Source organism: Xanthomonas massiliensis (assembly GCF_900018785.1).
GTDB lineage: Bacteria > Pseudomonadota > Gammaproteobacteria > Xanthomonadales > Xanthomonadaceae > Xanthomonas_B > Xanthomonas_B massiliensis.
Map to the genome: position 1 here is coordinate 1,449,700 of NZ_FCOY01000006.1, position 17,143 is coordinate 1,466,842.

Annotated in this window: 15 protein-coding genes; 7 read left to right on the plus strand and 8 right to left on the minus strand. The window is 71.5% G+C overall.

The window, feature by feature from the left end; genetic code table 11:
- Window positions 1–10 precede the first annotated feature (10 nt).
- Complete coding sequence (locus BN3794_RS09520; protein ID WP_066096554.1) at window positions 11–1,903, minus strand: ATP-binding cassette domain-containing protein; 1,893 nt, start codon at window positions 1,901–1,903, stop codon at window positions 11–13.
- 65 nt (window positions 1,904–1,968) lie between these two features.
- On the opposite strand from BN3794_RS09520, the gene dbpA reads away from it, so the two are divergent.
- Together dbpA and BN3794_RS09530 are read left to right on the plus strand one after the other, a co-directional pair.
- Window positions 1,969–3,345 (plus strand): ATP-dependent RNA helicase DbpA, encoded by a 1,377-nt coding sequence (gene dbpA / locus BN3794_RS09525; RefSeq protein WP_066096557.1) that lies wholly within the window; start codon window positions 1,969–1,971, stop codon window positions 3,343–3,345.
- 780 nt (window positions 3,346–4,125) lie between these two features.
- On the plus strand, window positions 4,126–5,034 hold the full coding sequence (locus BN3794_RS09530) for an aldo/keto reductase (RefSeq protein WP_066096560.1): 909 nt from the start codon (window positions 4,126–4,128) through the stop codon (window positions 5,032–5,034).
- Between the two features lie 280 nt (window positions 5,035–5,314).
- Here the strand turns inward: BN3794_RS09530 and BN3794_RS09535 are convergent, their stop codons facing one another.
- The 3 genes from BN3794_RS09535 to BN3794_RS16695 all read right to left on the minus strand — a co-directional run bounded on the left by BN3794_RS09535 (window position 5,315) and on the right by BN3794_RS16695 (window position 6,529).
- Entirely contained in the window at window positions 5,315–5,875 is a 561-nt protein-coding gene (locus BN3794_RS09535) for an adenine phosphoribosyltransferase (RefSeq protein WP_066096563.1), read from the minus strand.
- A gap of 127 nt (window positions 5,876–6,002) precedes the next feature.
- Window positions 6,003–6,212 carry a cold-shock protein gene (locus tag BN3794_RS09540; RefSeq protein ID WP_066096566.1) on the minus strand — a complete coding sequence of 70 codons (210 nt, stop codon included), beginning with the start codon at window positions 6,210–6,212 and terminating at the stop codon, window positions 6,003–6,005.
- A gap of 11 nt (window positions 6,213–6,223) precedes the next feature.
- Window positions 6,224–6,529, minus strand: coding sequence for a hypothetical protein (locus BN3794_RS16695; protein WP_187128062.1), 306 nt, complete (start codon window positions 6,527–6,529; stop codon window positions 6,224–6,226).
- On the opposite strand from BN3794_RS16695, the gene BN3794_RS09545 reads away from it, so the two are divergent.
- Together BN3794_RS09545 and BN3794_RS09550 are read left to right on the plus strand one after the other, a co-directional pair.
- Window positions 6,428–7,606: a BaiN/RdsA family NAD(P)/FAD-dependent oxidoreductase gene (locus BN3794_RS09545; protein WP_066096570.1), complete on the plus strand. Its 1,179-nt coding sequence runs from the start codon at window positions 6,428–6,430 to the stop codon at window positions 7,604–7,606. The two genes, BN3794_RS16695 and BN3794_RS09545, sit on opposite strands and share 102 nt — an antisense overlap.
- A 117-nt stretch (window positions 7,607–7,723) precedes the next feature.
- A complete protein-coding gene (locus BN3794_RS09550) occupies window positions 7,724–9,796 on the plus strand; it encodes an EAL domain-containing response regulator (protein ID WP_078059705.1) in 2,073 nt (690 codons plus the stop codon).
- A gap of 133 nt (window positions 9,797–9,929) precedes the next feature.
- Here BN3794_RS09550 and htpX read toward each other — a convergent pair whose 3' ends face one another.
- A complete protein-coding gene (htpX, locus tag BN3794_RS09555) occupies window positions 9,930–10,811 on the minus strand; it encodes a protease HtpX (protein ID WP_066096572.1) in 882 nt (293 codons plus the stop codon).
- Between the two features lie 102 nt (window positions 10,812–10,913).
- Here htpX and gluQRS point away from each other — a divergent pair, with 102 nt between their 5' ends.
- From gluQRS to phaR, 3 genes are all read left to right on the plus strand, one after another.
- Window positions 10,914–11,801: a tRNA glutamyl-Q(34) synthetase GluQRS gene (gluQRS, locus tag BN3794_RS09560; RefSeq protein ID WP_066096576.1), complete on the plus strand. Its 888-nt coding sequence runs from the start codon at window positions 10,914–10,916 to the stop codon at window positions 11,799–11,801.
- 34 nt (window positions 11,802–11,835) lie between these two features.
- On the plus strand, window positions 11,836–12,576 hold the full coding sequence (phbB, locus tag BN3794_RS09565) for an acetoacetyl-CoA reductase (protein ID WP_066096579.1): 741 nt from the start codon (window positions 11,836–11,838) through the stop codon (window positions 12,574–12,576).
- Between the two features lie 154 nt (window positions 12,577–12,730).
- A complete protein-coding gene (gene phaR, locus BN3794_RS09570; RefSeq protein WP_066096582.1) occupies window positions 12,731–13,240 on the plus strand; it encodes a polyhydroxyalkanoate synthesis repressor PhaR in 510 nt (169 codons plus the stop codon).
- A 16-nt stretch (window positions 13,241–13,256) separates the two neighbouring features.
- Here phaR and BN3794_RS09575 read toward each other — a convergent pair whose 3' ends face one another.
- The 3 genes from BN3794_RS09575 to mutL are packed head-to-tail and all read right to left on the minus strand — an operon-like array spanning window position 13,257 to window position 16,953.
- Window positions 13,257–14,180 carry a TraB/GumN family protein gene (locus tag BN3794_RS09575; RefSeq protein ID WP_078059674.1) on the minus strand — a complete coding sequence of 308 codons (924 nt, stop codon included), beginning with the start codon at window positions 14,178–14,180 and terminating at the stop codon, window positions 13,257–13,259.
- Window positions 14,177–15,112, minus strand: coding sequence for a DUF1684 domain-containing protein (locus BN3794_RS09580; protein ID WP_066096585.1), 936 nt, complete (start codon window positions 15,110–15,112; stop codon window positions 14,177–14,179). Before BN3794_RS09580 ends, BN3794_RS09575 begins: the two co-directional genes overlap by 4 nt.
- A complete protein-coding gene (gene mutL, locus BN3794_RS09585; protein ID WP_066096588.1) occupies window positions 15,112–16,953 on the minus strand; it encodes a DNA mismatch repair endonuclease MutL in 1,842 nt (613 codons plus the stop codon). The genes BN3794_RS09580 and mutL overlap by 1 nt, the downstream gene beginning before the upstream one ends.
- Window positions 16,954–17,143: the final 190 nt, after the last annotated feature.

Below are 17,143 nucleotides of genomic sequence, written 5' to 3' on the forward strand. Positions count from 1 at the left end.
TCGGGCCGGCTCAGCCGTCCAGTTCGGACCAGCGCGCGTAGGCGGCGTCGAGTTCGGCCTGCGCCTTCGCCAGCCGGTCGTTGTCGGCGGTGATGGCGGCGGCCTCGCGCTGGTAGTAGGCCGGCTCGTTCATCGCCGCGGTCAGGGCGGCCACGTCCTTTTCCAGCGTCTCGATGCGCGCCGGCAACTGCTCCAGCTCGCGCTGTTCCTTGTAGCCGAGCTTGCGCCTGGCCGGTGCCGCGACAGCGGGAGCGGCGGTAGCGGATGCGGACACCGCGGCTCCGGCCTTGTCGGCCGCCACCGGCGTGCCGGCATGGCCCGGCGCCGGTCGCTGCCGCAGCCAGTCGCTGTAGCCGCCGACGTACTCGCCGATATGGCCATCGCCCTCCATCACCATGGTCGAGGTGACCACGTTGTCGATGAAATCGCGGTCGTGGCTGACCAGCAGCAACGTCCCGGCGTAGTCGCCCAGCAATTCCTCCAGCAGCTCCAGCGTCTCCACGTCGAGGTCGTTGGTGGGTTCGTCCATCACCAGCAGGTTGGACGGCTGCGCGAACAGCCGCGCCAGCAGCAGCCGGTTGCGCTCGCCGCCGGACAGGCGGGTGATCGGCGCGCGGGCGCGCTCGGGGGTGAACAGGAAATCCTGCAGGTAGGACAGCACGTGCTTGCGCTTGCCGCCGACCTCGATGAAGTCCGCGCCCTCGGCCACGTTCTCGATCGCGTTCCAGTCCTCGCGCAGGGTGGCGCGGTACTGGTCGAAATAGGCGATCTGCAGGTTGGTGCCGCGGCGGATCTCGCCCGACTGCGGCTGCAGCTCGCCCAGCAGCAGCTTGAGCAGGGTGGTCTTGCCGCTGCCGTTGGGGCCGATTAGGCCGATGCGGTCGCCGCGCAGGATCACGGTGGAGAAATCGCGCACCATCACCCGCTCGCCGAACGCGAACGTCACCTCCTTGGCCTCGATCACCTTCTTGCCGGACGACTCGCCCTGCGCGGCAGCCATCCTGACGTTGCCGCCCAGCTCGCGCCGCTGCGAGCGCTCGCTGCGCATCGCCTTGAGCCGGCGCACGCGGCCCTCGTCGCGGGTGCGGCGGGCCTTGATGCCCTGGCGGATCCACGCCTCCTCCTGCGCCAGCAGCTTGTCGAAGCGGGCGTTCTCCTGCGCCTGCGCGTTGAGCCGCTCCTCGCGGCGGCGCTCGTAGTTGGCCCAGTCGCCCGGCCAGCTGGTCACCTGGCCGCGGTCGATCTCGACGATGCGGGTGGCCAGCGCGCGCAGGAAGCGGCGGTCGTGGGTGACGAACACCACGGAGCCGTTCCAGCCCTTGAGGAAGACCTCGAGCCAGTCGATCGCCTCGATGTCCAGGTGGTTGGTCGGCTCGTCCAGCAGCAGCACGTCCGGCGCCGACACCAGCGCGCGCGCCAGCAGCACCCGCCGCTTCATGCCGCCGGACAGCCGCGCGAACTGCGCGCCGCCGTCCAGCTCCAGCTTGGTCAGGGTCTCGTCCACGCGCTGCTCAAGCGCCCAGCCCTGCGCGCCGTCGATCTTGGCCTGCACCTTGCCCAGCGCATCGCCGTCGAACGGCTCGGCATGGCTGAGGCGGTGGAACTCGGCCAGCCACTGGCCCAGCTCGCCCAGGCCGTCGGCGACCACGTCGAACACGCTGCCGGCGGCGCCGTGCGGCACCTCCTGCTCGAGCCGGGCGATGCGCACGCCCTGCTGCACGCGCACCTCGCCGTCGTCGGGCTTGAGCTCGCCGGCGATGAGCTTCATCAGCGTGGACTTGCCGGCGCCGTTGCGGCCGATCAGGGCGATGCGTTCGCCCGGCTCGATGGCCAGCTCGACTTTTTCCAGCAACAACGGGCCGCCGACGCTGTAGTCGACGTTCTGCAAGGTGATCAGGGGCATGCGCGCATTGTACGTGCAGGCGGCCGGCGACCGGCACGCGCCGCGGGTTCCTGCGAAAATGCCGCATGACCGACTTCGCCTCCCTGCCCCTGTCGCCGTCGCTGCTGCCCGGCATCGACGCCCTCGGCTACACCGCCCTCACCCCGATCCAGGCGCAGAGCCTGCCGCCGATCCTCGACGGCCGCGACGTCATTGCCCAGGCACCGACCGGCAGCGGCAAGACCGCCGCCTTCGGCCTGGGCCTGCTGCACAAGCTCGACCCGGCGCTGATCCGCGCGCAGGCACTGGTGCTGTGCCCGACCCGCGAACTGGCCGACCAGGTCGGCAAGCAGCTGCGCAAGCTGGCCACCGGCATCCCCAACCTCAAGCTGCTGGTGCTGACCGGCGGCATGCCGCTGGGTCCGCAGCTGGCCTCGCTGGAGGCGCACGACCCGCAGGTGGTGGTGGGCACGCCCGGGCGAATCCAGGAACTGGCGCGCAAGCGGGCGCTGCACCTGGGCGGAGTGAAGACGCTGGTGCTGGACGAGGCCGACCGCATGCTCGACATGGGCTTCGAGGAACCGATCCGCGAGATCGCCGGGCGCACGTCCAAGGATCGCCAGAGCCTGCTGTTCTCGGCCACCTTCCCCGAACCGATCCGCGCGCTGGCGCGGCAGCTGCTGCACGAGCCGGTGGAAGTCACCGTCGAAGGCGGCGACAGCGCGCCGGTGATCGAGCAGCTGTTCTTCGAGGTGGAACCGGCGCACCGGCAGAAGGCCGTGGCCGGGCTGCTGCTGCGGCATGCGCCGGAATCGGCGGTGGTGTTCTGCAACACCCGCAAGGACGTGGACGAGGTGGCCAACTCGCTGCAGCAGTTCGGCTTCTCCGCCCTCGCCCTGCACGGCGATATGGAGCAGCGCGACCGCGACGAGGTACTGCTGCGCCTGGCCAACCGCAGCTGCAACGTGCTGGTGGCCAGCGACGTGGCCGCGCGCGGGCTGGACGTGGCCGACCTGGCCGCGGTGGTGAACTACGAGCTGCCCACCGACGCGCAGACCTACCGCCACCGTATCGGCCGCACCGGCCGCGCCGGCAAGCCCGGACTGGCGCTGAGCCTGGCCACGCCGCGCGAGATGCCACGGGCGCAGGTCATCGAGGCCGAACTGGAACGGCCGCTGGCCTGGTCGCGCTCGCCGCTGGCCACCGGCAAGCCGCCGCAATTGCCTCAGGCGGCGATGACCACCTTGCGCATCGACGGCGGCAAGACCGACAAGCTGCGCGCCGGCGACATCCTCGGCGCGCTCACCGGCGAGGCCGGCCTGCCCGGCAAGGCCATCGGCCGGATCGACATCTTCGCCACCCGCTCCTACGTGGCGGTGGCGCGGGCGCAGGCGGACAAGGCGCTGCAGCGGCTGGAAGCGGGCAAGATCAAGGGCCGGCGCTTCCGCGTGCGCAGGCTGTAAGCGAGCGCTGCGGCAGGACCTGACGACTCGGGTCGGGCGAGTCGCCGGCTCTTGCGGCTTTCCCGTGGATGCAGGGCGATCGGGCGCGATCCGCGGCGATACCCGGCGACGGAAGGCCTCGCATCGGACCGTTGCCCGCCCTGGAGGCGAACGTCCCTGGATCCCCGCCTTCGCGCATTACGGCGTATTGCTTCGGGTCGTTGCGCACCGCTGTCCTGGGAAAATCCTGATCGTCGCGCCCGCGCTGGCGGAAGCCCATGGACGCGGACATGGCCGGACCGAATACCCATGGGTGATCGAGCCTTCGGGCCGCTATCGGCGCTTCCCGACTGCGCGGGGAGGAAGAGAGCCAGGATCCGGCGCACAAGCCTGGATCGAGTCCGGACGTCCCCAGGCACACCGCAAGCCTTGCGCCCCAGGCATCCGCCATCCTGGCGACGAAACGCTCCCCGGCCACCTGCCCTTCGCGGGAATCACGTCGAGGAACGGCACCGAAGCAAGGCCGTAGCGACCAGGACGGGAAAGCTTCTCCGGAGGGCAGCACGCAGGGGTGGATGTGGCTTCTCTTCCCCGCCCCCCGCTCTGGCCTCGGGCTCGGGCTCAGGCTTGGGCTTAGCCGCTCGCACGAAAACGGAAAACGGAATGCACCGTCGCGCCGACGTAGACCGCGCGCAAACACCAGTGCGTCCACACTCCCGGACCCGGACACCTGCGGTCCCGGCGGCCGCGTATCCGCCCGGCCGGTCGCACGCCGGCGTCCACGCCCATACAGGAGGCACCATGTCCACTTCCTCTTCCCTGGCCGCGCGCTCGGGCCAGTTCCTGATCGGCGGCGACCTCAAGGTCAACCGCCTCGGCTTCGGCGCCATGCGCATCACCGGCCCCGGCATCTGGGGCGATCCGCCCGACCGCGACGAGGCGCTGCGCACGCTGAAGCGCCTGCCCGAGCTGGGCATCGACTTCATCGACACCGCCGATTCGTACGGCCCGGACGTGTCCGAGCCGCTGATCCGCGAGGCGCTGCACCCCTACCGGAACATCGTGGTCGCCACCAAGGGCGGCCTGACCCGCACCGGCCCGGACGTGTGGCCGCCGGTGGGCCGGCCCGAGTACCTGATCCAGCAGGCCTACAAGAGCCTGCGCCACCTGGGCGTGGAGCGCATCGACCTGTGGCAGCTGCACCGCATCGATCCCAAGGTGCCGCGCGCCGAGCAGTTCGACGCGGTCAGGCTGCTGCTGGACAAGGGCATCATCCGCCACGCCGGGCTCAGCGAGGTCTCGGTGGAGGACATCGAGGCGGCGGCCAAGGTGTTCCCGGTGGCCACGGTGCAGAACCGCTACAACCTGGTCGATCGCACCAGCGAGGACGTGCTGGACTACTGCAGCGCCCACGGCATCGGCTTCATCCCCTGGTTCCCGCTGGCGGCCGGCGAGCTGGCCAGGCCGGGCTCGCTGCTGGACGCCATCGCCCAGGCGCATGGCGCCTCGCCCAGCCAGGTGGCGCTGGCCTGGGTGCTCAGGCGCAGCCCGGTGATGCTGCCGATCCCCGGCACCGGCAAGGTGTCGCACCTGGAGCAGAACGTGGCGGCGGTCGATATCGCGCTGTCGGACGAGGAATTCGCCGCCCTCGACCGCGAAGGCGGTGCCGAATACGAGCGCAAGGCGGCACAGGCTTCGTCCGCGGCGTAGCCACGCGTTGCGGACCCGGCGCTTCCTGCGGCGCCGGACATGCCCGGGCCGGCGCCCGGGAAGCGGTTCGGGGCCTGCGCGATGCGTGGCCTTGCCCGGGCAGGGCCCTCCCCGTCGTCGGCCGCGGGAGGTTGTATCCGGCGGCGCCGCAGCGCCTCGAAGGCACGCCTGCTGCGAACGCAGGCAGGGCGAACCAGGCGCCGGCTGGCCGCGAACGGCATCGCCGCCGGAGCGCACGGCGCGGGCCAGGCGGCCCGCGTCGGAGCGGCAGGGCCGTCCCTCAGTAGCGCAGGGTCGCTAGCAACGGCAGCGTGGCGTCCCAGCGCTGGCGTCCGCCCAGGCCGTCCAGCTCGACCAGCACGGCCGCGCCGACCACGTCGGCCCCCAGTTGCCGGGCCAGCGACAGGGCCGCGTCCAGGGTGCCGCCGGTGGCCAGCACGTCGTCGACGATCAGTACCCTCGCCCCCGTCGGCAACGCATCGGCCTGCACCTCCAGGGTGCCGTTGCCGTATTCCAGCGCGTACTGCTGGCGTAGGGTACGGCCCGGCAGCTTGCCGGGCTTGCGGACCGGCACGAAGCCGCTGCGCAGCTCGTGGGCCAGGGCCGCGCCGAGGATGAAGCCGCGCGCCTCGATACCCATCACCGCATCCAGCGGTGTCCCCCGCCACGGCTCGGCCAGGGCGTCGATGGCCGAGGCGAAGTCGGGCCCGTCGGCCAGCAGCGGCGTGATGTCCTTGAACAGGATGCCCGGCCTGGGGAAATCCGGCACGTCGCGAATGCGGTCCTGCCAGCGGCAGGACGGTGGCGGCAGGGAACAGGCCGGACACGGGGAATCGGTCATTGTGCGGGTTCGTCGGGAAGCGGCAGCCCATTCTACCGGCGTGGCCGGAAGCATCCGCCCGGCCCCGGAAACGAAAAACGCCGGAGGCTCGCGCCCCCGGCGTTCGGGTCGGTCGGTACCGTCCGCCTTACAGCGGCTGCACCTGGTCGGCCTGCATGCCCTTCTGGCCCTGGACGGCCACGAAGGTCACCTTCTGGCCTTCCTGCAGGGTCTTGAAGCCGGTGCCCTGGATCGAGCGGAAGTGCACGAACAGGTCGGGGCCGCTCTCGGGGGTGATGAAGCCGAAGCCCTTGGCATCGTTGAACCACTTGACGGTTCCGCTCTGGCGATCAGACATCTTTGCTACTCCTAGACAATTTTTTTGAAGTTATCGCGGCCACCGGACGCGGCGGCCGAGACTGGATTGCAGGTGTTGGCAAAGCGGAACGATGAAGCGGATCGAGCGATCTGCCGCACCAGGCCACGATTCACGGTGAACCCGGCAAACACAGTGACGAGCACGATACGCGCATGCCGGGCAAAAGGGAACGCCCCCGCCCGCCCGCCGGGGGTATGAACGACTGCGACGTGCTGGTCGTCGGCGCGGGTGCGGCCGGCATGATGTGCGCATTCACCGCCGGCCGGCGCGGCCGCCGCGTGGTCGTGATCGACCATGCCAACAAGGTGGGCAAGAAGATCCTCATGTCCGGCGGCGGGCGCTGCAACTTCACCAACACCGGCGCCGGGCCGGACAACTACCTCTCCGCCAACCCGCATTTCTGCAAGTCGGCGCTGGCGCGCTACCGCCCGCACGACTTCGTCGCGATGGTGGAGCGCCACGGCATCGCCTTCCACGAGAAGGCCGCCGGCCAGCTGTTCTGCGACATTTCCTCCAAGCTGATCGTGCGCATGCTGGTGGACGAATGCCGGGCCGCCGGCGTCGAGCTGCGCACGCTGTGCGAGATCGGTGCCGTCGAACGCGGCAGCGAGGGGTTCCGGGTGCGCACCTCGCAGGGCGAGTGGCGCGCGGCCTCGCTGGTGGTGGCCAGCGGCGGCCTGTCGATCCCGACCATGGGCGCCAGCGGCTTCGGCTACGCCCTGGCGCGGCAGTTCGGCCATGCCGTCCTGCCCACGCGCGCCGGGCTGGTGCCGCTGACCCTGAGCGGCCGCCCGCTGGAGCGGCTGCAGGACCTGGCCGGGCTGTCGCTGCCGGTGGTGGCGCACTGCAACGGCGCCGCCTTCCACGATGCCATGCTGTTCACCCATCGCGGCCTGAGCGGCCCGGCGATCCTGCAGATCTCCTCGTACTGGCAGCCGGGCGACGACCTGCGCCTGGACCTGCTGCCCGGCCGCGATGCCCTGGACTGGCTGCGCCAGGCGCGCGGCGCGCGGCCCGGCGCCAGCCTGCACACGGTGCTGGGCGAGGCGATGCCGCGCCGCTTCGCCCAGCGCCTGTGCGAGGCCTGGCTGCCCGACCGCCCGTTGCGGCAGTTCGACGAGCGTGCGCTGCGCGAAGCGGCGCAACAGCTGGGCCGGTTTCCCGTGGTGGCCAGCGGCACCGAGGGCTACCGCACCGCCGAGGTGACCCTGGGCGGCGTGTCCACCGACCAGGTCTCCTCGGCGACGATGGCCTCGCGCCTGGTGGCGGGCCTGTACTTCGTCGGCGAGGTGCTGGACGTGACCGGCTGGCTGGGCGGCTACAACTTCCAGTGGGCCTGGGCCTCCGGTCATGCCGCCGGCCTGGCCGCATGAAGGAGAATCCGTTCCCGGCTCCTGCGTCGGCGCATGGACGCGGTGCCGGGCTTCGTGTACTACTGCCCCGCACTTCCCGCGGCCATGCGCGACGGCGCACTTCCTGACAGCTTGCCCATGTCCATCCGCACCAAGGAAAACGCGCTGCGTCTGATCCTGATCGACGACAGCAGCACCCACGCCGAAGCCATCGTCAGCACCCTGCGCAACGCCGGGATCGCGGTACGCCCGGCCCATCCGCAGGACCCGCAGGAACTGGCGCGCCTGCTGGCCGAGCAGCCGTTCGACCTGGTCCTGGCCAGCCATGCGCACGCATTGCCGCTGCCCCAGGTGCTCACCGCCGTGGCCGCCAGCGGCAAGGACGTGCCGGTGGTGCTGGTGGCCGACGGCCTCGAGGAGAACGACTGGGTCGGGGCCTTCGCCCAGGGCGCGCGCGCGGTCGCCCTGCGCACCCGGCCGGAGCAGCTGCTGGGCATGGTGCGTGCCGAGTGGGACGACCTGGAGACCCGCCGCAAGCTGCGCCGCATCGAGACCCAGATGCGCGAGACCGAGCGCCGCTGCGACGCGCTGATCGCCTCCTCGCGCGACCCCATCGCCTATGTCCACGAGGGCATGCACATCCGTGCCAACGAGGCATACCTGGAGATGTTCGGCGTCGACTCGTTCGAGGACGTGGAAGGCGTCTCGCTGCTGGACATGATCGCCCCGCGCTGCGTGGACGACTTCCGCCAGCTGCTCAAGTCGCTCTCGCGCGGCGAGCCGCCGCCGCCGCACTACGAAGTGGATGCGCGGCGCATGGACGGGGACACGTTCCCGGCGATGCTGGAGTTCGCCACCGCCACCTACGAGGGCGAGCCGTGCATCCAGGTGGTGTTCCGCCGCCGCGAGGAATTCGATCCCGAGCTGGCGCGCGAGGTCGAGGACCTGCGCCAGCGCGACTCGGTCACCGGCCTGCTCAACCGCCCGGCCTTCCTGCTGGCGCTGGAGGGCGTGATCGCGCGCGCCGGGCGCGGCGAAATCCAGGCCGGCCTGCTGCTGGTGGAACCCGACCACTACGCGCGGCTGCTGCCGGAGATCGGCCTGGACGCCGCCGATACCCTGATCGCCGCGATGGCCGCGCACCTGCGCGGCTGCGCCGGTGAGCCGGTGCAGCTGGCGCGCTTCGGCGAGACCACCTTCGCGGTGCTGGCGGAGGGGCGCTACGCCGATACCCAGGCGCTGGCCGAACGCATCCGCACCGCCTTCGCCGCCCATGTGTTCAGTGCCGGGGCGCGCTCGGCCACGGTGACGGTCAGCGTGGGCGGCGTGCAGATCGGCGAGAAGATCGCCAACCTCGGCCAGGTGCTGGCCAAGGCCAGTGCCAGCGTGCAGGCCGCCAACGAGCTCGGCGGCAACACGGTGCAGATCTTCGACCCCGCCGCGGCCGACCGCGCCGAGGAGGAGCGCGTGCAGCGCTGGCTGGAACGGCTGCGCGAGGCCATCGCCCACGACCACTTCCTGCTGCACTTCCAGCCGGTGCTGAGCCTGCAGGGCGAGCCCGGCGAGCTCTACGAGACGTTCCTGCGCCTGGACAACAACGGCGAGATCATCGCCCCGGCGCACTTCCTCGGCATCGCCGAGGAACACGGGCTGATGCCGGACATCGATTGCTGGGTGGTCGCCCACGCCATCGCCGTGCTCGGCGAGCGCCACCGGGCCGGCCGCGACACCCGGCTGCTGGTGAAGGTCAGCGCCGAATCCTTCGACGACCCGCGCCTGCTCGGTCTGATCCGCCAGGGCCTGGCGCGCGCCGGCGTGCCCAGCGACCGGCTGTGGCTGCAGGCGCCGGAGTCGAAGGTGTTCACCCACCTGCGCAGCGCACAGCAGTTCCTCGCCGACGTGTCCGCGCTGGGCTGCCGCATGGGCCTGGAACAGTTCGGCTCGGGCCTGGACTCGTTCCAGCTGCTCCACCACTTCCTGCCCGCCTTCCTCAAGCTGGACCGCGGCTTCACCCGCGACCTGGCCCTGGTCAAGGAACATCAGGCCAAGATCGCCGACATCGTCGAGCGCGCCCACGCCGACCACGTCAAGGTGCTGGCCGAATTCGTCAGCGACGCCGGCTCGATGAGCCAGCTGTTCGGCATCGGCGTGGACTACGTGGAAGGCGAATTCGTCGGGCTGGCCGGCGCGGGCATGGACTACGACTTCTGATCCGCACGGCCGCCTCGCCGGTTGCCCGCCGGCATGCGCCGGCGCGCGCAGGCTCCTCGGCCAGGCTCCACGCCGGACAGCGAAAGGCCCGCCGATGGCGGGCCTTCGCGTATTGCCGGTGTCGGTATCGCCGTCAGGCGACGGTCGTGCCCAGGCGCTGCAGGGCGGCGATGCGCTCGTCCAGCGGCGGGTGGCTCAGGAACAGACGGCGCAGGCCGTGGCCCAGGCCGCCGGCGATGCCGAACGCTTCCACCTGGTCGGGCAGCGTGCTCTGGCCCTGGTTGGCCTTGAGCCGCTGCAGGGCCTCGATCATCTTCTGCCGGCCGGCCAGGCGCGCGCCGCCGGCATCGGCGCGGAACTCGCGATGGCGCGAGAACCACATCGCGATCATCGTCGCGAACAGGCCGAACACCATCTCCAGCACCATCACGATGATGTAGTAGGCGAAGCCGCGGCGGCCGTCGCTGCGGTTGCCCGACAGGTAGCTGTCGATCACCCCGCCGACCACGCGCGCCAGCACGATCACGAAGGTGTTGAGCACGCCCTGCAGCAGCGCCATGGTGACCATGTCGCCGTTGGCCACGTGGCTGATCTCGTGGCCCAGCACCGCCTCGGCCTCGTTCTCGTCCATGTGCTGCAGCAGGCCGGTGGACACCGCCACCAGCGCGTTGTTGCGGTTGGCGCCGGTGGCGAAGGCGTTGATCTCCGGCGCGTCGTAGACGGCCACCTCCGGCATGCCGATGCCGGCGGCTTGCGCCTGGCGGCGCACGGTTTCCACCAGCCAGCGCTCGGTGGCGTTGCGCGGCTGCTCGATCACCTGCGCGCCGGTGGCGCGCTTGGCCACGAACTTGGACATCAGCAGCGAGATCAGCGAACCGCCAAAGCCGAAGATCGCGGCCATCACCAGCAGGCCGCTCATCTGCGCCGGGTTGACGCCCAGGATCGACATGACGATGCCAGCCAGGATGAGCACCGCCAGGTTGGTGGCCAGGAAGAGGAAGATGCGCGTGAACATGGGGGAGGAAGGCCCGGACGTGGAAGGGGAAGCGATGGCCGTCAATCTGGCGGCCCGGCGGCTTGAATTCAAGCCGGAACCTGACCGAGGATTCAGCCGTCCATGACCGTTCCAGCCTACCGCGGCCGCTTCGCCCCCTCGCCCACCGGCCCGTTGCACTTCGGCTCGCTGCTGGCCGCGCTCGGCAGCTGGCTGCTGGCACGCCACGCCGGCGGCGAGTGGATCGTGCGCATCGAGGACGTGGACCGCATCCGCGAGGTGCCGCGCGCGGCCGAGGCGCAACTGGCCACGCTGCACGCCTTCGGCCTGGAATCGGATGCGCCGGTGCTGCGCCAGCACCAGCGCGATGCGCGCTACCGCCAGATGCTGCAGCGCCTGCTCGCGTCCGGCCATGCCTTCGCCTGCCATTGCAGCCGTACCGACCTGGCCGCCGCCGGCAGCCTCCACCACGCCTGCGCGGCCGCGCGGCAACGGCCCTGCCCGGCCGTGCGCCTGCGCGTGCCGGCGGGCACCGTCATCGGCTTCGACGATGCGCTGCGCGGACATGTCCGCCAGGACGTGTACGCGCAGGTGGGCGACTTCGTGCTCGCCCGCGCCGACGGCTGCTGGGCCTACCAGCTGGCGGTAGTGGTCGACGATGCCGACCAGGGCATCACCGACGTGGTCCGCGGCGCCGACCTGCTCGATTCCACGCCGCGGCAGATCCTGCTGCAGCGCCGGCTGGGGCTGCCCACGCCGCGCTACCTGCACCTGCCGCTGCTGTTGGACGCGCAGGGGCACAAGCTCTCCAAGTCGCTGGCGGCCGCGCCGGTCGATGCGTCCGACCCGCTGCCCGCCCTGGCCCTGGCATGGCACGCGCTGGGCCAGGACCAGGCGCCGCGCGCGGGAAGCGCGCCGGCCATGCTGCAGGCGATGCTGCGCCGCTTCGAACCGGCCCGGTTGCCGCGGCGCAACATCGAAATCGCTTCCCTGGCCGGCGCCGATCGCTAGGATGGAGCGGTTCCGGCCTGGATTCCTCTCCCCGATGACATCCCGCATCGCCCTGGTCACCGGCGGCACCGGTGGCATCGGCACCGCCATCTGCCAGCGCCTGGCCCGCCAGGGGCACCGCGTGGCGACCAGTTTCCGCAAGGGCGAGCATGCCCAGGAGTGGCAACGACGCATGCGCGAGCAGGGCGTGGACGTGGCGCTGTTCCCCGGCGACGTGTCCGACACCGGGTCGGCTGCCGCGCTGGTGGCCGCGGTCGAACAGGCGCTGGGGCCGGTGGAGATCCTGGTCAACAACGCCGGCATCACCCGCGATGCCACCTTCCACCGCATGGGCGCCGAGCAGTGGCACGAGGTGATCAACACCAACCTCAACTCGGTGTTCAACGTGACCCGGCCGGTGATCGAGGGCATGCGCCGCAGGCGTTGGGGCCGGATCGTGCAGATCAGCTCGATCAACGGGCTCAAGGGCCAGTACGGCCAGGCCAACTACGCCGCGGCCAAGGCCGGCATGCACGGCTTCACCATCTCCCTGGCGCGCGAGAACGCGGCCTACGGCATCACCGTCAACACGGTGTCGCCCGGCTACGTGGCCACCGACATGGTGATGGCCGTGCCCGAGGAGGTCCGCGCCAAGATCGTGGCCGACATCCCCACCGGCCGCCTCGGCAAGCCCGAGGAGATCGCCTATGCGGTCGCCTTCCTGGTGGCCGAGGAGGCGGCCTGGATCACCGGCTCCAACCTGGACGTCAACGGCGGCCACCACATGGGCTGGTAGCCCGTGCTGCAGGCCGGCGTTGCAGCACCGCAATCCCTGCTGCGCAGCATCCATGAACGCCAACCCGCCGTGCGGATTGGACTTTGGTCCTGTTGCGGGCCCTGTTGCGCCGCGCCATGCTCCGCCGGAAAACGACTTGAGACGAGCACACGACATGGCCGAGGTCCGCATCATCAAGAAGTACCCCAATCGGCGCCTGTACGACACCGAGATCTCCAGCTACATCACCATCGAGGACGTGCGCCAGCTGATCATCGACGGCGAGGAGTTCGAGGTGCGCGACGCCAAGAGCGGGGAGGACCTCACCCGCGCGGTGCTGCTGCAGATCATCGCCGACCAGGAGCGCGCCGGCGAGCCGATGCTGTCCACGCAGATGCTCAGCCAGCTGATCCGCTTCTACGGCGACTCGCTGCAGGGCTTCATGGGCAACTACCTGGAACGCAGCATGCAGGTGTTCCTGGAGCAGCAGCAGCAGTTCCGCCAGCAGATGGGCAACCTGCTGGGCCAGACCCCGTGGGCGATGATGAACCAGCTCACCGAGCAAAACCTCAAGCTGTGGAACGAGTTCCAGCGCAGCTTCAGCGACGGCTTCGTCGCCCCGCGCGAGGACGGCAAACCCGCCGCGGCGCCCGGCACGCCGCCGCCGGGCAAGGCCCGGCGCTGACCATGGCCCCCGGCCTTCAGGGCTGGCAGCTGCCGCAGATGCGCCGCACCCGGTAGCCGCGCGCGGCCAGGCCCTGGACCACGCCGTCCTCGCCGAGCAGGTGCAGGGCGCCGACCACCACCAGGGTGTCGCCCTGCCCCGGCCGCAGCCAGTCCTGCAGCTGCGGCAGCCAGGCCCGGTTGCGATCGACGTTGATGCGCCGGTACAGGCGCGGATAGCGCCGGCGCATGGCCTCGCCGGCCAGCGCCTGCAGGCGCGCAGCGTCGCCGGCACGCCAGGCATCGTGCAGGTCGCGGGCCTGTCCGCCGTCGTCGTCGAACTGGTCCAGTGCCTCGTCGAGCAGCTGGCGTTGTTCCTCCGCCGCCATGCCGTCGAGCAGGGCGATCTGGTCCTGCGCCCGTTCCAGGCCGGCGGTCGGCTTGCCAGCCTGCGCGGCGCGTTCCATGAACCAGCGGTCCAGGCCCAGGGCCGGATCCAATCCCTGCCGGGTCATGGTCGCCACGCCCAGCGACAGGCCGACGAACCACGGCTTGCAGCCCTGCAGCGCGTCCAGCGCCAGCCCCTCGCGGGCGGCCAGGGCCTGCAGCCGCGCCCAGGTGGCCGGGTCCAGCTCGTCCTGCAGCCTGCCGCCCGCACGCGTGCCGGCCTGGCGCATGGCGGCGGCCAGGGCCGGCGCGCCCAGTTCCTGCGGCGCCAGTTCGAACACCACGCGGTCGGCGTCGCCGAAGGCGGCCATGACCGACGGCGCCGGCGGGTAGTCGTCCGCCTGCAGCAGGTGGAACGACCCGAGCAGGTACAACGCGCTGCCATGGCCGGATTCGACCTTCCACAGCAGCGGCTCCGGCGCTGCCGCGCGCGCCGCCGGCAGCAGCGCAAGGCACAGCGCCAGGCCCGCCAGCCAGCGCCAGGCACATGCTGGCACGTATGCAGGACGGCTCATTGCGGCGGGTGGTAGGCCTTCTCGCCCGCTTCCACGCGCAGGTCGAGCCGGTTCTCCGGCGGCGGCAACGGACAGGTGGCGAACGGCGTGAACGCGCACGGCGGGTTGTAGGCGCGATTGAAGTCCAGTACCACGCGCCCCTTCGCGTCGGGCGCGTCCACGTCGAGGAAGCGGCCGGCCGGGTAGCTGCCGTGGCCGCTGGTGCGGTCGGCGAACACCACGAACAGCGCGCGCCCCGGTTCGCCGATCGCCTGCAGCGTCCACAGCTTGCCGTCGCGCTCGAACTCGACGGCGCCGGCGTTGGGCTGCTCGGTGGTGATGCCGACGATGTCCACGATCGGCAGGGTGGCCCCGGCGGCGTTGGGCACGAAGCGGCCGGTGATCCGCCACGACGGGTCCAGCGGCCAGTACGCCAGCCCGGCGAACGCCTGCCGCGCGGGCGCGTCGGCATGCCTGACCCGCAACGCATAGCGGTCGCCGCGGCGGATCAGGGTCAGCAGGCCCTTGCCATCGTCGAAGGCGATCGTGGTGGGCTGGGCGTCGCGATCGCTGTGGAAACGGATGCGTCCCGTGAGCGGATGGCCGTCCACGCTCAGGGCGGCGCCGCGCTCGGGCGTGAAGAACACCGCATCGCCCTCGCGCGAGACCATGCCCATCTTGGCCGGGCCGACCGCCAGGCGGATGCCGCTGTCCGCGCTGGCGCCGATGTAGTGCGCCTTCAGCGTGAGCCAGTGCAGGCCGACGAGGCTGGTCCAGCCGTCGGGCCGGCGCAGGTCCTCCAGCCGCTGCGTCCGCCAGGCCTGCTCGTCGGCCAGGAACGCCTTGTCCGGCACCGCCGCGGCCGGTGCGGCGGCCGGCGGCCGCCCGCAACCGCCCAGCACCGCCAGCAGCAGCCAGGCCGCCATCGCGGCCCTTCCCCCGTTCTTGCCCATCAACGCCCCCTGAGGAACCAGCGATCGATCTCGCCCAGGCTGAAATGCGCCCAGGTCGGACGGCCATGATTGCACTGGCCGGAACGTTCGGTCGCCTCCATGTCGCGCAGCAGCGCGTTCATTTCCGGGATCGTCAGGCGCCGATGGGCACGCACCGCGCCGTGGCAGGCCATGGTCGAGAGCAGTTCGTCGCGCGCGCCGGCCACGCGCCGGCTCTGGCCGTGCTCGCGCAGGTCGGCCAGCACGTCGCGCAGCAGCGCCGCGGGTTCGGCGCGCGCGAGCAGCGCGGGAATGGCGCGTATGTGCAGGGACTGCGGCCCGCTGCGGGTGACCTCGAAGCCGAGGTCGGCCAGCGTGGCGGCCTCGCGCTCGGCCACGTCGGCCTCGCGCTCGCCGACCGCCAGGGTGATCGGCACCAGCAGCGGCTGCGCCTTCAGGCCGATGCCGTCGTGGGCGCTCTTCAGGCGCTCGTAGCCTATGCGCTCGTGCGCGGCGTGCATGTCCACCACGATCAGCCCGTCGGCGCATTCGGCCAGGATGTAGATGCCGTGCAACTGCGCGACCGCATAGCCCAGCGGCGGCACGCCGGCGGCCTCGTCGGCCGGCGGCAGGCCCGCCTGGCCGCCGGGCAACACGTCGGGCGCGGCAGCGGCCGGCGCGGCGTACAGCGCGGCATAGGCGGCCGGCGCCTCGTCCACGCGCAGGCCCAGCGGCGACTGGCGCGGCGCCCAGGCGCTGGCCGGCGTCGGCGCGGCCGTGCTGGCGGGCATCGCCGGCATCCCCGCCGGCGGCAGCGGCACCGCGGCGGCCGGCGCGGCCTCCTCCCCCATCTGCGCCGGCGTCAGGCCGGCGCGGGTATGGGCCAGCGCTTCCTGCAGGGTGCGATAGACGAAATCGTGGACCAGGCGCGCGTCTCGGAAGCGCACCTCGTGCTTGGCCGGGTGCACGTTGACGTCGACCCGGGCCGGGTCCAGCTCCAGGAACAGCACGTAGGCCGGCTGGCGGCCGTGGTAGAGCACGTCGGCATAGGCCATCTTCACCGCATGGGCGACGTTGCGGTCGCGCACCGAGCGGCCGTTGACGTACAGGTACTGCTGGTCGGCGCTCGCGCGGGAATAATGCGGCTGCGAGATCCAGCCGTGCAGGCGCAGGCCCGCGCCCTCGTGGTCCACGCGCAGGGACTGGCGCGCGAAGTCCTCGCCCAGGGTCTCGCCCAGGCGCACGTCGGAATACAGGTCGCCCGGCTTGTAGCGGCGCGACGGCTTGCCGTTGTGGCTCACCCGCAGTTCCACATCCGGCCGCGCCAGCGCCAGCGAACGCAGCCATTCCTCGATGTGGCCCAGCTCGGTGCGCTCGGCGCGCAGGAACTTGCGCCGTGCCGGCACGTTGTAGAACAGCTCGCGCACTTCCACCGTGGTGCCGGGGGCATGCGCGCGCGGCGCCACCTGGCCGACCTTGCCGCCGTCGACCTGCAGCGCCGCGCCATGCTCGGCCCCGGCCGGACGCGAGGCCAGGGTGAAGCGGCTGACCGAGGCGATCGACGGCAACGCCTCGCCACGGAAGCCGAGGGTGGCCACCGACTCCAGGTCGTCGAGCGAGGCGATCTTGCTGGTGGCGTGGCGGCTGACCGCCAGCGCGAGCTCCCCGGCCGGGATGCCGCCGCCGTTGTCGCGGATGCGGATCAGGCGCACGCCGCCCTCTTCCAGGTCGATGTCCACGCGCGTGGCACCGGCGTCGATGGCGTTCTCCACCAGCTCCTTGACCACCGAGGCCGGACGCTCGACGACCTCGCCGGCGGCGATCTGGTTGATCAGGATCTCCGGCAGCGGGCGGATCGTCATCGCACGCCTCCCCACCGCGTCGGCGACGGGAACGAGGGCGGACAAAGGCAAGCAACGGGCATCGGTACGGCTCGGGACGCGATCAGGCAGGGATGATAGCGGTTCCCGCGTCGCACCCGACGATGCCGCCCGGTGTTTCCCGCAGGCGCGGGCCGACGCAGTGGGCGCTGCCGAGGCATTGGCGTTCCGG